Below are 15,708 nucleotides of genomic sequence, written 5' to 3' on the forward strand. Positions count from 1 at the left end.
AATCACTACCGTTACATTTTTGAATTGATGGAACTTAAACTTAGGCATCTCGTTTACGGTAAAATACAATAGCTACTGTAATAAAGATCAATGTCCATAACATTAAAATACCTGTCCCTTGCGTGGGTGTAAGGATATTTATTTCATCAGAGGAAAGCGGCATATACATATAATATCCTGCCGTATCCGGAAAATATATTTTAGTACTAGGTAGAAAATCTCTCGACAAAGGACTGACAACGAAATAACAACCAAGCAGTATCACTAATGCAGGAGTGGTTCGTCTTAGTAAACTACCTATAGCTGCACTGAGAAGTGTGGTTAATGTCAGATAGCCTGTTGCACCTGCTAATGTCTTGATCAGTGTGTCGATTTCAATCTCTACTGCTGTGTCTCTCATCATCATAAAAGTATATAGTATACCGGATCCAGCAATAATAAACGCCGCAGGAACGGTTATGATTGCCAATGCCAAATGCTTCATGGATAATTGAATCCCACGCCAAGGTATCGTAGCTAACGTCGTTCGGATCTGTCCACTGGTATACTCCGAACAAGTAGCTATGATCCCAAGAATAATGAATCCTGCTTGAAGATATCCCATAGAAGCAAGCCCTATATTCAGTATACTTTGCGTCCCTGCTGCCCCTTGTAGACCAATAGAAGTAAAAGCTGCGGCTAATAGTAAATTAAGAATGAATGTACTTATTAGAGTGAGCCATATCAATGGTAATGTAACTAATTTATCCAGTTCAGCACGAAGAATTTGTGTTATCTTTCTACTAGAAGGGACACTCATGCTGCAACGTCCCTCCTATGGAATACAATTGCTGAAGCAATGAAAAGAACGACTACCCAGGCAGACATGACTAAGCCGCCAGTGAACGGGGTGAGAAATCTGTCGCTCAGAAACATAAACATTTCAAGGCCAGCCCGATCCGGTAAGTATAACGCTAACTGTGTAACCTTAGAAAGCAGGAAACTAAATGATACAACGGAAGTATTTATGATGAGCACAGCAAGCGGAATAGTGCCATTCTTAGTTAGAACAGTAATCCCAAATGCTAAAAGAGCAGTGAATGTCCAGTAACAAACTGCACCGAGCAGTTTAGACCATTCAAATGCAGGGGTATACTCACCAAGAACAAGATGCGTGGCTGACACAGTTGTCATTATAGCAACAATACAAAGCAGTACGCTGATTACGGTCACAGCGCCTGCTTTTGCCAGCAAAAAATGAATACGGGATGAAACAACCGTTAAACTCGTTGTAATCTGTTGTCCTCCACCAGATTCACTGCTCTCCATCAAATACTCGCTACTGACAGCATACACACCAAGAATGATGACACCTTGTACACCAAGAGCCAATCCAATATAGCCAACTTCCGATACCCGTGTGCTAACTCCAGCTATAATCTCCTCTTTTTGTGCCATACTGTCCATGGCAGCAATGAACGCTGGGGCAAAGGCCCCAATAAGAAAGGCAAGCCAAATGCCGGGCAGGGAGAGTAATTTAGATAGTTCCGAGTTAAATGCTCTCATACAACTTCACCTGCATTTTCGGAGGTCAGAGCAAAAAAGGCTTCCTCTAGGTTGGAATGGTTACCTATTACTTCTTCCAATGTTCCATCTACAACGATTTTTCCATGCTTAATAATCACCACATCATCAACAGTCTCTGCAAGCTCTCCCATTAGATGACTAGAAAGTAACACCGTGTTTCCAGACTCAGCACGTTCACGTAAAAATGTCCGAATAAAGCGAATTCCTTCTGGGTCGAGCCCATTTACGGGCTCATCTAAAATCAATATATGGGGATCACCAAGTAATGCAGCCGCCATTCCAAGCCTTCTCCCCATACCAAGGGAATACTTCCCAACTCTTTTGCCAGCTGCATTCGTAAGACCTACGATTTCCAGAACTTCCTCGACACGGGAGCGGGGCAACCCTGCGGCACGGGCAATCCAACGCAAATGAGCTCGTCCTGTTCGCATACGATGAGCTCCCGATCCATCAAGTGCGGCACCTACGGTTGTTAGAGGATTATGTAATTCTGCGAACGGCTTTCCATTAATCAGTGCACTCCCTGAGGTGGCACGATCTAATCCAAGCAGTATGCGAAGTGTAGAGCTTTTACCTGCCCCATTTGGACCTAAAAAACCAGTTACTCTACCTGGTCTAGCTTTAAAACTGATACCTGATAGGATTTCCCCAGTTCCACGATGTTTGACTAAATTATTAATGGTAAGCAACCATAACACTCCCTTTCTGTTATGGTTCTCATTATAAAGAAGCAAAGTTACATCTCGGTTATCATGCTGTTTACTTCTGGTTTAACTTTAGGTTGAGCTCTACCAATAGCTACTCTTGTGCCAATGTCATTTGATGTAAAGTCAGCTTTCAGCTTCATTTTTTTCAACATATAATTTGAAGTCGATAAACCAATTCCCGACCCGCCCTCATAGGAAGAGTTATCCATACCGGGACCTCTGTCTGCAACAATGATCAGTTCTTTTTCTACATCAACCACAATATTTGTATATTTCCCCTCTGCTGCATGGCGAAGAATATTCTGAAATAAATTATCCAGAACCCGTGTCATCCATTTAGGATCTGCTTCCCAATAAAAAGTCTTCTCTGTCGATAAATCAACATCTAACTGAATTTCTTTTTCTTCAAATGCAGGATACCACGCAGCAACAGATGCTCTTACTAAACGTACAATATCTGTTGAAGTGGGATGAAACGGATGTTTCCCTGATGTAAGCAATGTGTAGGAAAGTAAATCATCCATTAAATCTCCGACTCTTGTAATCGTATGGTTCATTTCTGCTAATGAGTCTTGCCCTTCTAAACTCATTGATTCTTTATTTAATCTGTTGATATGTCCTCTCAAAATGGTAAGTGGCGTCCGTAAGTCGTGAGATAAATTCGCAATGAGCCGATGTCGTAATAATTCCTCTTCATATTCTCGCTTGCGACTGTCTTCAAGCTGCTGAATCATCCAATTAAAAGAACTTCCTAACTGGTCTATTTCATCCATACGATCCGTTTGAACAGATATTGGTTTAGGAAATGAATTATGACTAGCTGAAAATGACATAACCTCCTGTAAATAGGTGAGACGTTTACGAAGTCTCAAGAAGAACAGCCAAGACATTACAACAAATGCGACAATTATAAAACCAAACAAAAGTACGGTAACGTAAAATAGATTTAACGTATTCAGATGTTCTCCTTTGTTAGAAACCCCAATGAACGTAGATAAGAAAATCAGCAAAATTGGAGGAAAAAAGATAAACAGAAAATGTCCTTTTAGATAACGACGAAATAATGATCTAGTCTGATTCATAGTTTCACCCGATAGCCTATTCCCTTCAACGTTTCAATTATCTCTGGGGAATCTGGATCACGTTCCAACTTCTGACGCAGTCGACGGATATGCACCATTAAAGTTTTATCACCAGTGATATAAGCTTCTTCCCAAACGGCTTCATATATTTGTTCTTTTGGTAAAACTTGATTAGGGTGGCGTAAGAAGTACATTAAAATTTGATGCTGTTTCCCCGTCAATATGACTTCTTTTCCTGTGCGTTTGTCAAATACCATATGGCCTTCTGGATCCACTTCGATATGATTTCCTAATGAAATGCGTTCGGAATGTATTCCACGGCTTCGACGAATTAATACTTCTAATCTTGCAACTAATTCATCCGTATGGAAGGGCTTCGTTACATAGTCATCAGCAAATTGTAAACCATCTACCTTATCATCTATCGATGTTCGGGCAGACAACAGCAAAATAGGAACAGCAGGAGCTGCCTTTTTTAATCGTTTTCCCACAGTAAAGCCGTCTAAACCGGGTAACATGATATCCAAAATAACGATTTCATGTTGATTTACTTCTTTTTCGGCCCCTTCCCCAGAAAGCAGCCACTGAACTGAAAATCCTCGCTGTTCCAATTCTTCTTTTACCCAACTCCCTATTTTCTCATTATCTTCAATGTATAATACGTTTCTTTTCAAGTAACATCCCTCTCTCTAAATGGAGTCCACTAGTAAACAGATTAACACAATCAAAAAAATGTTTTCCAGTTAAGACAATTTGTTCGTTAATTGAGTTTTAAAAAATACTGCTCGGAATACCAGGACTACAACTTCATAACGTACTCATTATCAATGCTAATGAGGTTCATCAGGAGGCGAAGTCTGTTGCATACAAGCAAGCATGTCCCATGTACCAATCGGAATAAGATGTAATCCATAACGGACACAATCTGCCGCGTAAGATTCGGTATCTGAATCTCTTAGGAAAAAAATGTTACTTAGTCGTACCGTCGCTTCGTTTGGTTTGCTCTCATTGCTGAATCGGCTTTGTCTGGATCTAAGATTTAGTGGGTACTTAGTAATCTTTTTCGGGTGAAACCCTGCTCGCCTTCTCACCTTGGTTACGCAAGGTCTGAGGAAGGGAGTCTTTTCCCGCTAGTACGACTACTCGCCGAATGTTCAGGTAGTCGCCCTGGGCTTTCATCGTTGGCTTCAGCAAGGCGAAAACATCGATTATGATCTGTTCAAAGTACCTTAAAACATCCTCATCTACAAAGCTAATTGTTATTTTTGTATTTATTTCCAATTAAATCAACTCTTTTGATAGCATAATTCCACATTAATTGATGAAAAAAAGAAAAAACCGTTTTTTTTAAGCGGACTTTAAACTGCTACTCTTCTGTATGAATTTAACTAACCCGCATGTTAGTTGAACAAAAGCAGCCGATCACGTTGGTCAGCTGCTTTGTTGGTTTTATTGAGCTAACGTTCCCCGTTAGTTCAATTGATTGGAGGGTTATAAATTGAAAGATTCCAATCAAGATGAGCTGAACTTGCTTTTCCAGAAAGCTCAATACGTTTTTTAAGCTCCATTGGTAATCCTCACTTAATACCACATAGCCGAATTGCCTTTACGCTTTGCTTTTTCGGGGTTTAAAAAAAGTGGAGTGGCGTCGTGTAATATAATTTTAAAACGATGTGGCTTTTTACCTCCCTTCGGTGTCTAATGAATTGTAAGTTCAGGAGGAGGTATTACTGGTGTCACGAGCTCAAGACAAAAAGAAAATCCCTGTTCTTCCGGAGGATCAGGAGCACATCCAGCATTTCGAAGCCATTTATAATCAATATCGAGATAGAATTCGAAATTATATTGCAGTAAAGACAAATTCGGCAACTGCCGATGACTTAACGCAACAAGCTTTTTTAAAAGCAATGGAAAACTTTCACTTGTTTAAGTGTAACTCCAGTATATTTACTTGGCTATTCAAAATCGCGCAAAATATTGTGAAAAACGAGTATCCCACGAAATCACGAAATAAAGAAATGGTGTACGAAGTAATCGATTTTCAGTCCCAATCGATATCCCTCGATATTGCTAGAGATGTCGATATCCGTCTTGATATTAGTGCTGCATTAGCCCGATTGAATGAATTAGATCAGCAAATTATATCATTGCGTTTTTTCGTCGATTGCACTTTATTGGAAATATCCGAAATCATCGGGATGCCTCAAAGCGCAGTCAAGAACAGACTCTATCGTGCCTTAAACAAACTAAAAAAAGAATTAAAAGAATGGGGTGACATTACAATCATGTCTATTAGCGAATTGATATCAATTGTGGATAAAAGCGAGGCTCCCTCCAAGAATGATGGTATGAACAAGGTGTACCATGACTTATTTGAAGAGTTGAAAAGAAATGTAGATCGAATTATTACAACCTATCGTCATCGACCTTCTCAGAAAATCGCTATTGAGATCTATCCGGATCTGCCTACTTTTCATCAAGCAATAAACGAGCCAGATGCGCCCAATTGGTTTATGGGAACCTATGAAGACAATAAAATTAAAATCGTATCCCCACTCAACCCGACTGTTCGTAGTCTTGTCCTGCATACTTTTGAACTACATAAAGTTGAACTTCATCCGTATTGATTTGTTTGCTTTCCACAATTTCATACCCTGTAGTTGGATTGGTCTTAAAGTCCTTCACATATCCTTCTTCACGACTTTTCTCATCCAAATAATTTGTATCTTTAGAATAAAACATCATTCCCTCTACATCCTTAGCAATGTAAGCCTGAAAATACTCCGTTGCTGCTTCCATCGGAGTTTGGGCTACAACTCTTTCCGCAGTCGTAGTCGATGCTACTAAAATAGAACCAGCAACAACACTGGCAAGTAAAAGCGATACTAATCCTTTTCGTTTCATGGATTGAGAACTCCTTTTTAGTGATAGAGTTAGTAATAGTGATCAAATTTTCTTTAGATCTATTTAGGGCGTGTCTTCAAACTCAAGTAAGCTACACCATAATGGATGTCAAGGCCTAAAAAGACTTGAAAGTACACGCTAATTTATCATAGCGAGTCGCCAAACGACGATAATTCTTTACTTTATTAAAGAAGCATTCCACTAAATGGCGTTCTTATTCGGCGATTTTTCTTCCCTGGAATCACCGGTATGGCCTGTTGTTCTTTCAAAAAGGTCCGAATGACATTCTTATCGTACGCTCGGTCGGCTAGAACTTGCTTCCGGGTCAGTTTCATGCTTTTAAGGATGTTGAAACCTTGGACGGAGTCATGCGCTTCGCCTCCGGTCAAGTCGAAGCGAAGTGGATTTTCTAACGCGTCAACGACCGCATGAATTTTCGTGCTTAATCCACGTCGGGAACGTCCGAACGCTTGCTTGATTTGCTCCCTTTTGCGCCTGATCCATGCTGGTGAACTCGCACAATCGTGGCGTCAATCATCACACTTTCCTCGTCAGGATCCAGGGAAACATGCTTTAACACTTCATCCCAAATCACCGCTTTCTGCCAGCGTCGAAAGCGGCTGTAGACGGATTTCAATTGGGGAAGTGGTCTGGTAGATCACGCCAAGAGAATGTCTACTATTTGTTATCTTTTTACTGTTGATAAAAAGCTTATCACTTGTTGTCCCCATTTATCTTTTGTGAAATATTGAAAATAATGAAGAATAAAGAAGCCTGATTCCTCCTTCTTTTAGAGAGAAATTAGGCTTTCGTATCTGATCTGTAGATTTATAACTTTTTAAGTTTGCATCCTTAAAAAGGGAAAGATTACTTATACGGAATATTAAATTCAATACGTGCCCCCGATAACACTAAGGGATCTACAACTTCAATATTTCCGTATAGTTCATCAACAAGTTTTTTAGTAATAAACAAACCTAAACCAGCGTTACCCAACGAATTAGATCTTGATCTATCTTCCCTAAAGTGTTTGGAAAACACCAAATCACGGTGTTCCTTTTCTATTCCCACTCCCGAATCCTCAATGGCGAAATGAATGTTATTGCCTTTTTCCTTAACAAAAAAACGAATTTCACCATTTTCTGGCGTATATTGAATAGCATTGGCAAAAAGATTCTCTAAGATTCGATTGACCTTTAGGTAAGGAATTTCCACGTGATTATTTATTTTTAAATCATGCTCATATTGAATATTTTTCTTTTCCATTAAGTGAATAAAATCATTTTCCACGTCTTTGATTAATTCATCAATAGATGTAACATCATAAATCAGTGTTGGATCCTTGATGTTACTTGCTTGTCCCATACTTTCTAATATATTATTTACCTTTAAGATGTTTCTATTTATAATGTCTATCTGTAATTGTTGATTAGGTGTTAAATCGTCCACACTATTTAACATTTCAGTACTTAAAGCAATGAGTGTAGCAGGTGTTTTTAGATCGTGTGACAAGCTAGACATCATAACTGCCCACTCTGAGTCGTGTTGCCAATTTTTATATAAAGACTTCTTTAGTTCTCCTTGCATTTGTCTAAATGACTGTGTTAATTCGCCAATTTCATTATTACTATTATAACTAAGGTTAAATTCCAAATTTTTATTTTTAATCATAATCGACGCATTTAATAACTCCTCCAAAGGAGCTTTTACGGAATAATAAAGCTTATTAATAAAGGATCTCGAAAATATAATGAAATAAATAATCGGTGATATTAAAGGGATAATTATTAACCCAAACATAATATAGCCAGAAACAGAATGCCGACTTTTTATCTGATAAGAATATACCCAAAGTCCTTTAATTTGATTTTCAATTACTATTGGCTGGACGAGATGATAGTAATCTTTGTAAAAATGAGTACTATTAAACATATCAACAACATTTACTCCCTGAAATAAACCACTGAATTTTTCACTACCATCAATGAACTCACCAATGGGGCTAAATTTGTTTAGGATGATATCATTCTTTTTCAGATTCCCTTTCATCTCATTAAATTTAGAAGACTTCATATATTCAGATGGATGATCCGTCATGCTTTTGCTCTGTTTATGGACTAGTTTTTCACTATGATTAGCTGTCCGTTCAATAGTTGCAAAAATAACCAAAATTGAAATAATAATTGTAAATACACTCATTATAATAGTCCATATTATGCTTTTGATATATAACCTTCTTATATCCTTGATTATTGACTGTTCCATTGGTACCCTATTCCCCAAACGGTTTGTAGATAATTTTCAGGAAAACCGGCAAACGATAATTTACTTCTTATATTTTTAATATGCTCCACTACAGAACTTGCATCTCCTTGTCCATCAATTCCACTTATACGCTCATATATATGTTCTTTGGTAAAAACCTGCTTTGGCGATGAAAGTAACAAGACCAATAAATCAAATTCTTTTTTAGTAAAGGGGATCACCTTTTTACTATACATAATCTCTCGTGAAGTTATATCAACAACTAGGTCGTCAATCAATATTTTTTTTCGTTTACTTTCATCATGATTTTGCAGAAGACGTTCTCTCATTTTAAATAAGGCTTCAACCTTATATGTTAACAGCTTCAAGGAGAAAGGTTTAGATATAAAATCATCACCTCCTAAAGAAAATGCCTTCATCTTATTCATATAATCTGAAGCGGCACTAATGAATATTATTGGGCAAATTACTTGATTACGAATTTGTTTGCACACTTCTAACCCATCATACCCTGGCATCATGATATCCAGCAGAATTAAGTCAACATCTGCTTCTGCCTTATCAATCGCTTCTATGCCATCTTTTGCTTCCGAAACTATATACCCCTTGGAAGTCAGATGAAGCGAGAGTATCTGTCTCATATCTTCTTCGTCTTCCGCAATCAATATTTTCTTATTCACTAATTGTCCTCCCCTCCCATTTATTAAACCATATTACAAATGCTACGAATAAAATCACACTCACACTAGTGTATAGCCCCCACACCAAAGTGGAAACTCCATAGTCACCAATGGTTAGCAGATGTAAATATCTTGTGCCATACAGTAAAGGAATGTACTGCCATATGGAATCCCCTAAACTGTTTGCACCAAAATAGATAAGAAATATACTGAAAAAGATTCCCATACCGAGACATACACTTGTATTTATTTTTAATGCTATGAAACATAAAATAATTATAACGGGTAAAGAGAATATCGTTGTTAAAATAGAATATAATAAAATATCCCCTGTGAAATGATTACCAATAAGCATCCATAATGGTATGCAACTAACTAACGTACTGAACATAACTGAACCTAAACTTACCAAGATTAAATCCGTACTCCACTCTTTTCTGCTTCGCAACTGTAAAAGGTGATTGAAGTGTCCTATCTGTTCTTCGTATCTAACATACAGACTTATCATTAGCGAAATACCAAATGGTATTGCACTATTAAAATAGACCGTATAGTCAACGAATATATGGTTTAGAGAATCATACCTCTCAAGATATAAAAATAAGCTAACCCCATATATAATAGGAGCTAAAATCATTATAAGAAACCAAAAGGATTTTGCCATTTTATAAAGCATAACATTTAAATATTTCATATATACATCTTCCTTTTAAAAATCTTATTGGATAACCACATTAAAATTAGGAAATATACCACACTAACTCCCATTGCTATAGCTAAAACCTGAAAGTCTGGTACTAAATTGAAGTTTTCAATGGGTGTACCATTAGGATGGATTCCCATTGTTTCCACTGGTACCCTTAACATACTTCCCCAAGGAAGAACCCAAAAATAAGATTTTAAAGCGATAAACACTGAGCCGACGGCACCAATCAGGTTTATTAGAGTCGTCATAAGTACACCGATATACTTGCTCACAATTAAACTGAAAGGAATTAATGGTAAAGCAACAATTATTATGAACGCGGTTGTCATAATTACTTGGGGTATGATTGGCAATTCATTATATATTAGCAATGAACCCAATATAGACGCAGCAGCTATCAATACTGCCGAGACACATTGGTAAATTAAAATTACAACAACTTTAGAAAAGAACATTTTGGATAAAGATATGTTGTTTGTCAAAACGTTTTTATAATCACCAATTTTTTTCTCTTGATTAATATTCATCCCACATGCCATAGCCAAACCCACAGGCAGGAAAAATATAGGCCAAAGATTATAAACAATTGTTAAAAAAACATTTGTAGACGACTGTTGCTCCGCATATATATTTGAAAAAACAGCAAAGGCTAGAAAGAAAATTGGAATAGCTAAAAGTAATTTCTTCGATAAAGATGATTTCATTTTTAATAATTCAGCTTGAATAAAATTAGACATACTTATACGTCCTTTCTATTGCCTGAAGTAATTTCAAAGAACAAGTCTTCAAGGCTATCTTGGTGATTAAATTTATTTTGATACTCCAACTTGCCATTATGAATAATACCAATGGTATCTGATAAGATTTGTATTTCATTTAAAATATGACTAGAAATCATGGTTGTCACACCATCTTTCTTTAACTCGTTCAAAAGATTTCTTAATTCTCTTATTCCTGCCGGATCTAATCCATTTGCTGGTTCATCCAAAACTAGAAATACTGGTTTTTTTATTAAAGCTAGAGCAATTCCTAACCTTTGTTTCATTCCTAAAGAGAACTCTTTTGTCTTTTTCTTACCTGTATTAGAGAGATTTACTTTTTTTAAAACTTCATTAATTTCCTCAGAAGGAATACCTTCCTGTAAACAAAAGATTTTTAAATTGTCGTACGCACTTAGATTTCCATATATAGCAGGACCTTCTATGAGTGATCCAATCTTTTTTAAATCATCTCTTTTCCACTTATCATCCTCAAATAGCACTTCGCCATTTGTTTCTTGGAAAATTCCACTTATTATTTTCATTAGTGTGGATTTACCAGCTCCGTTTAGTCCGAGAAGACCATAAATTTCTCCATAATTCACATGCAGGTTTATGTCTGACAGCACTTTTTCGTTTTTGAATTTCTTTTCTAAATGTCTTGTTTCTAAAATGTAATTAGCCATTATTACAACCCCTTATCTTTATTTAATACAAATATAGAAAATAAATATCAAGAAACTATAAGGAAGGTATTTTTAATATGGACAAATAAGAATTGACTTATCATTTTTCAGTTAAACTTATATTTCAGCATGAAAAAAAAATCCATCTTGAAAAGATTGATCAAAATGGATTTTAATTCTGAAATTATATATGACTTTAAATGTTCTATTTTCGAGTATGTTATTCAGATTCTGCAATACAAAACGCATTTCTCAGATATCCGCCCTTTAACGGAATAAGCAGCTCTATCCATTTGTTAAAATCACCTTGCCTTGATGTCCATCCGAAGATTCAACTGGCATTGCATCCATTATGGTGTAGCTTGCTTGAGTTTGAAGACACGCCCTAGTATAATGCATTAAATTATTGGAAAGTTTTTATATTTATGAGAAATTTATTCACATCGAATCTCCCATGACTCTTCTGCAAGCTACTTGTTCTCCGTAACATTCTCCACGTATCCGTAAACCCCTTCACTTAAAGCAGACGGCCTCCCATTGACAGCATCCGCTGATCACCGAATCAAGCAGCTGTTAATCATCCTAATCATATGTAATTTTACTTCACGCAAATTAATAGACGAACACCTTATTACCTCAACACCTTGTACAATTAGCTTAAAAAATCCGATATCTTTTATCCTCTTTATCCAGACTCTTCTTTACGCCCACCTCACTTAATGTTAGATTTTATAACATATCACTATGAAAGCGAGTGGGTTGAAGATGGATCTGCAACAGTTATTAACTATCCCCATTCTCTCCAAAGCAAAGGTTATTGCCGGGCATCGCGGCCTTGATCGCTTGGTGCAATCTATTAATATTATGGATGCCCCAGATATTGTACAATTCCTGAAGACGGGAGATATGCTGCTGACAAACGGTTATATCCTGAAAGATCGCCCCGATGCTCATCTTACATTCATTACAGATATGCACGCGATTGGTTGTGCGGCGCTTGCTGTCAAGACACAGCGTTTCTCTCTTGAATTATCTCCGCAACTGCTTGAGACAGCCGACAGGCTGGGCTTCCCAATCATCGAACTGTCCGAGATAGACAATACTCTCGGTGAAATATTTCAACATTCAATCAGTGCTATCCTTCAGAACAAAACCCATGAGCTACACTACGCCTTGTCTATTCATAAGCAATTTTCCACGATGGTGATGCAGGGAAAAGGCATACCATCTATCGTAGATACGTTGTCTCAGTTGCTATCCTCACCTGTACTTCTGCTTGGTTCAAAGAAGCAGATTACGGCAAGCTCCCATTATGCACAACAGATGGATCATCAGTCTCTCGCCGCGCCCATACTGACAATTATAGATGAGCATCCTTCCTTCCATACCGCAATCTCGATCTGCCTGCTTACTGTTGATAAATATCGACACGCCGAGCTTCATCCCATCTTCACGGATCGGCACGAGGGCTATTTGATCGCACTATACGACAGTTCCGCAAGCTCTAAGCTCTCCACTCTGGCACTGGAACAAGCCGTCAATGTGATCGGTCTGGAGTTAACCAAGAAACAAGCCGTCAAGGAACGCTCCCGCCGTTACAAAAATGAATATTTCTCCGATCTCATTCAAGGCTTCATTCGTTCGGAACAAGAAGCGCTGCACCGTGGCAAGAAATATGGGCTGCAAGCCAAAGGAAGTTCTGTTCTCATCGTTGCCAAAAAGGATGAATCCTTAGCGGGCATACCTAAGCAGAACTCTACTTCCTCCGGGGAAGAGCGGTTCATCTCGGAACGAGACGCTAATTATGAGCTGATTAAGCAGGAGTTCGCCAGATTGGATCTCTCCTTTGTCATGTTCACTAAGAACGACCAGTTCGGCATACTCGTCTTTTTGGCCGAATCGTCTTGGGACGAACATACCGTTGTTCAGCAGCTTGAGCGGATCGCGAGCAATCTGTATACGGAGTCGCAGCTCAGCCTATCCTTCGGAATAGGTAATCCCTACACGAACGTATTGGATATTGGACTCTCCTATAAAGAAGCAGTCAAGGCGCTCCAATCCGGCTATCAGATGCGCAAGACACGCTTCGCTCATTCCTATCAAACCATGGATATAAGCCGTCTGCTGCGCATGATTCCTTACGATGAGATGCTGCAATTTCATCAAGAAACCTTTAAACCCTTCGAAGACCGAGATCCGAACGAGCGCAGTGAACTTATGAAAACCCTGTCCTCTTTCTATGAGAATCATTGCCAGATCGTCGATACAGCGAAAGAGTTGTTCGTACATCGCAATACAGTGATCTACAGATTGGAGAAATGCGAGAAACTAACCGGCAGGAACATTAAGGACCCGATGGAGAGCCTGCGCTTCCGACTTGCCTTCGCACTTGAGTCCCTTCTGAATGTTCATCCAGCCCCTAGCGAAGCTAATCATACGACTTGAACCGATGACGTGTCATGTATAATGACACGTTTTTTTGTTTTCTTTTCATATTCAATTCAGATTCAATCTTCATTTGTGCATTTTAACTGATTTAATTCTATTTTTATGTTCAGAGTAACTAATGACAATTCGTCAATCAGTCTATATGATTAGGAATATATTCATCAATGTTATATTACTTAACACCATTTCACATCAAGAAATAAACAAACATCAGGCTGTAGGAAAGGGGCTACCTATCATGGCTATACAGATACAAGGCGTATCCAAATCATTTGTCAGTGCAACCGGAGAAGATATTCAGGTCCTGGCTGAGGTTTCGATGCAAATCAAGAAACAGGAGTTCTTCAGTATCGTGGGACCGAGCGGCTGCGGCAAAAGTACGATTTTTAATATTATCGCAGGTCTGCTTAAGCCAACAAATGGCAAGGTAATCGTCTGTGGCGAAGAGATCGATCAGACCACCGGGCATGTCGGTTATATGATGCAGAAGGACCTGTTACTTCCTTGGAGAAGCATCCTGGACAATGTCACGTTAGGCTTGGAAGTGAAGGGCTTGTCCAAAAAGGATCGCGGCGATATTGCCATGGATTATCTGGATCGTTATGGCCTGGCTTCATTCGCAGGAGCCTACCCCTCCACACTATCAGGCGGTATGCGCCAACGTGTAGCCCTCATACGTACCCTCGTTACCCAGCCCGATATTATATTACTGGATGAACCCTTCTCCGCACTTGATTATCAGACCAGACTCATTCTGGAAGATGAAATCTTGTCCATCCTGAAATCCGAGGGCAAGACAGGCGTCCTTATAACACATGACATCGAGGAAGCGATCGCCATCTCCGACCGTATTGCCGTCATGAGTAAACGACCAACGACCGTGAAGCAGGTGTATGACATTGGGCTCGCTTCGCAATACGGTTCAGCACTGAAAGCCCGCTCCGACCACAAGTTCAAGCAGTATTTTGAATCGATCTGGTCAGAGCTTGATATCCAAATGGGGAGGATCAGCTAATGAAGAGCACATCACCTGAAATTACCCTTGCCGGGAAGCCTGCTGGAGTTGCGAAGAGCAAACGCAGACAGTCCACTTTCTCCAAGGAATGGCTGATGACGATGCTGTGGCGGTTCATTATTGTAGCGGTCATCCTGGTGATCTGGGAATCCGCCGTTCGTTTGAATCTTGTTAATGGATTTCTCATGGGATCACCAAGCGCCATTCTTGATGCCGCCATCACCATGGCCAGCTCAGGGCAACTGCTTACAGACGCGTTTGCAACGGTGAATGCCACCGTTATCGGATTCGTAGCCGGAAGCTTAATCGGCTCATTGGCAGGACTGCTCATGTGGTATTCCAAGTCCGTTGCCCGTGTGCTTGATCCGTTCATTGTTGCGATGAACGGTATTCCGAAGATCGCACTCGCTCCCATGATTATCATCTGGTTTGGTTCAGGCATCTTCTCCAAGATTGCTCTGGCCTCCGTAGCAACATTTATCGTAGCGCTATTATCCGCCTATCAAGCGACTCATCAAATCGACGAATCCCAGATCAACCTGATGAAATCCTTCGGTGCAAAGAAATCACAAATTTTCCGTAAAATTATCGTTCCTTCCTCTCTGCCATGGATCATCTCGGCCTTCCGGATCAATATCGGTTTGGCATTGGTGTCTGTTGTAGGTGGAGAATTCATCTCTTCTGACAAAGGACTTGGACATATGGTATTTGTCGAAGGCAACCTGTTCAACCTTCCGGCCGTATGGGTCGGCGTGTTCATGCTTATGCTGGTCGCCATGCTCCTCTACACCTGTGTCGGTTATATCGAATCCCGTCTCCTTCCATGGAATGACAACAAGACCAGCAGCAAATCCACATCTGTATAGCTGACCTACAACGATTAAAGGGGAC

At 39.2% G+C, this 15,708-nt stretch carries 17 protein-coding genes; 5 read left to right on the plus strand and 12 right to left on the minus strand.

Annotated features, from left to right (window positions below; genetic code table 11):
• Window positions 1-40: 40 nt before the first annotated feature.
• Genes QNO02_RS22595 through QNO02_RS22615 form a run of 5 tightly spaced genes read right to left on the minus strand, consistent with a single transcriptional unit; the run spans window position 41 to window position 4,029 of the window.
• Window positions 41-799, minus strand: a complete 759-nt coding sequence (locus tag QNO02_RS22595) for an ABC transporter permease (protein ID WP_133385771.1) — start codon at window positions 797-799, stop codon at window positions 41-43.
• Window positions 796-1,545: an ABC transporter permease gene (locus QNO02_RS22600; RefSeq protein ID WP_133385772.1), complete on the minus strand. Its 750-nt coding sequence runs from the start codon at window positions 1,543-1,545 to the stop codon at window positions 796-798. The genes QNO02_RS22595 and QNO02_RS22600 overlap by 4 nt, the downstream gene beginning before the upstream one ends.
• Window positions 1,542-2,255, minus strand: a complete 714-nt coding sequence (locus QNO02_RS22605; RefSeq protein ID WP_133385773.1) for an ABC transporter ATP-binding protein — start codon at window positions 2,253-2,255, stop codon at window positions 1,542-1,544. The genes QNO02_RS22600 and QNO02_RS22605 overlap by 4 nt, the downstream gene beginning before the upstream one ends.
• A 47-nt stretch (window positions 2,256-2,302) precedes the next feature.
• Entirely contained in the window at window positions 2,303-3,355 is a 1,053-nt protein-coding gene (locus QNO02_RS22610; protein WP_133385774.1) for a HAMP domain-containing sensor histidine kinase, read from the minus strand.
• Entirely contained in the window at window positions 3,352-4,029 is a 678-nt protein-coding gene (locus QNO02_RS22615; RefSeq protein ID WP_133385775.1) for a response regulator transcription factor, read from the minus strand. Before QNO02_RS22615 ends, QNO02_RS22610 begins: the two co-directional genes overlap by 4 nt.
• Window positions 4,030-4,292: 263 nt before the next feature.
• On the opposite strand from QNO02_RS22615, the gene QNO02_RS30355 reads away from it, so the two are divergent.
• Window positions 4,293-4,370, plus strand: a complete 78-nt coding sequence (locus QNO02_RS30355; RefSeq protein WP_353959131.1) for a hypothetical protein — start codon at window positions 4,293-4,295, stop codon at window positions 4,368-4,370.
• 718 nt (window positions 4,371-5,088) lie between these two features.
• Window positions 5,089-5,982, plus strand: coding sequence for an RNA polymerase sigma factor (locus QNO02_RS22620; protein ID WP_240768076.1), 894 nt, complete (start codon window positions 5,089-5,091; stop codon window positions 5,980-5,982).
• Here QNO02_RS22620 and QNO02_RS22625 read toward each other — a convergent pair.
• From QNO02_RS22625 to QNO02_RS22650, 7 genes are all read right to left on the minus strand, one after another.
• Entirely contained in the window at window positions 5,912-6,259 is a 348-nt protein-coding gene (locus QNO02_RS22625; RefSeq protein ID WP_133385777.1) for a hypothetical protein, read from the minus strand. The two genes, QNO02_RS22620 and QNO02_RS22625, sit on opposite strands and share 71 nt — an antisense overlap.
• Before the next feature lie 185 nt (window positions 6,260-6,444).
• Window positions 6,445-6,759: a transposase gene (locus QNO02_RS30360; protein WP_133386034.1), complete on the minus strand. Its 315-nt coding sequence runs from the start codon at window positions 6,757-6,759 to the stop codon at window positions 6,445-6,447.
• A 367-nt stretch (window positions 6,760-7,126) separates the two neighbouring features.
• Window positions 7,127-8,524, minus strand: a complete 1,398-nt coding sequence (locus tag QNO02_RS22630) for a HAMP domain-containing sensor histidine kinase (protein ID WP_133385778.1) — start codon at window positions 8,522-8,524, stop codon at window positions 7,127-7,129.
• Window positions 8,509-9,204 (minus strand): response regulator transcription factor, encoded by a 696-nt coding sequence (locus QNO02_RS22635; RefSeq protein WP_133385779.1) that lies wholly within the window; start codon window positions 9,202-9,204, stop codon window positions 8,509-8,511. The genes QNO02_RS22630 and QNO02_RS22635 overlap by 16 nt, the downstream gene beginning before the upstream one ends.
• Window positions 9,197-9,898, minus strand: coding sequence for a BsaG family lantibiotic immunity ABC transporter permease subunit (locus tag QNO02_RS22640; protein ID WP_133385780.1), 702 nt, complete (start codon window positions 9,896-9,898; stop codon window positions 9,197-9,199). Before QNO02_RS22640 ends, QNO02_RS22635 begins: the two co-directional genes overlap by 8 nt.
• Window positions 9,895-10,647, minus strand: a complete 753-nt coding sequence (locus QNO02_RS22645; RefSeq protein WP_289390068.1) for a lantibiotic immunity ABC transporter MutE/EpiE family permease subunit — start codon at window positions 10,645-10,647, stop codon at window positions 9,895-9,897. Before QNO02_RS22645 ends, QNO02_RS22640 begins: the two co-directional genes overlap by 4 nt.
• Before the next feature lie 2 nt (window positions 10,648-10,649).
• The gene (locus tag QNO02_RS22650; protein WP_133385782.1) at window positions 10,650-11,354 is read right to left on the minus strand and encodes a lantibiotic protection ABC transporter ATP-binding subunit; all 705 of its coding nucleotides are present in this window, start codon (window positions 11,352-11,354) and stop codon (window positions 10,650-10,652) included.
• A gap of 765 nt (window positions 11,355-12,119) precedes the next feature.
• Here QNO02_RS22650 and QNO02_RS22655 point away from each other — a divergent pair.
• From QNO02_RS22655 to QNO02_RS22665, 3 genes are all read left to right on the plus strand, one after another.
• A complete protein-coding gene (locus QNO02_RS22655; protein ID WP_289390069.1) occupies window positions 12,120-13,799 on the plus strand; it encodes a PucR family transcriptional regulator in 1,680 nt (559 codons plus the stop codon).
• A gap of 241 nt (window positions 13,800-14,040) precedes the next feature.
• A complete protein-coding gene (locus tag QNO02_RS22660) occupies window positions 14,041-14,817 on the plus strand; it encodes an ABC transporter ATP-binding protein (RefSeq protein ID WP_091027961.1) in 777 nt (258 codons plus the stop codon).
• Window positions 14,817-15,683, plus strand: coding sequence for an ABC transporter permease (locus tag QNO02_RS22665; RefSeq protein ID WP_289390070.1), 867 nt, complete (start codon window positions 14,817-14,819; stop codon window positions 15,681-15,683). Before QNO02_RS22660 ends, QNO02_RS22665 begins: the two co-directional genes overlap by 1 nt.
• The last annotated feature ends 25 nt before the right edge of the window (window positions 15,684-15,708 follow it).

The organism is Paenibacillus sp. PK1-4R, from assembly GCF_030369595.1.
Classification (GTDB): domain Bacteria; phylum Bacillota; class Bacilli; order Paenibacillales; family Paenibacillaceae; genus Paenibacillus.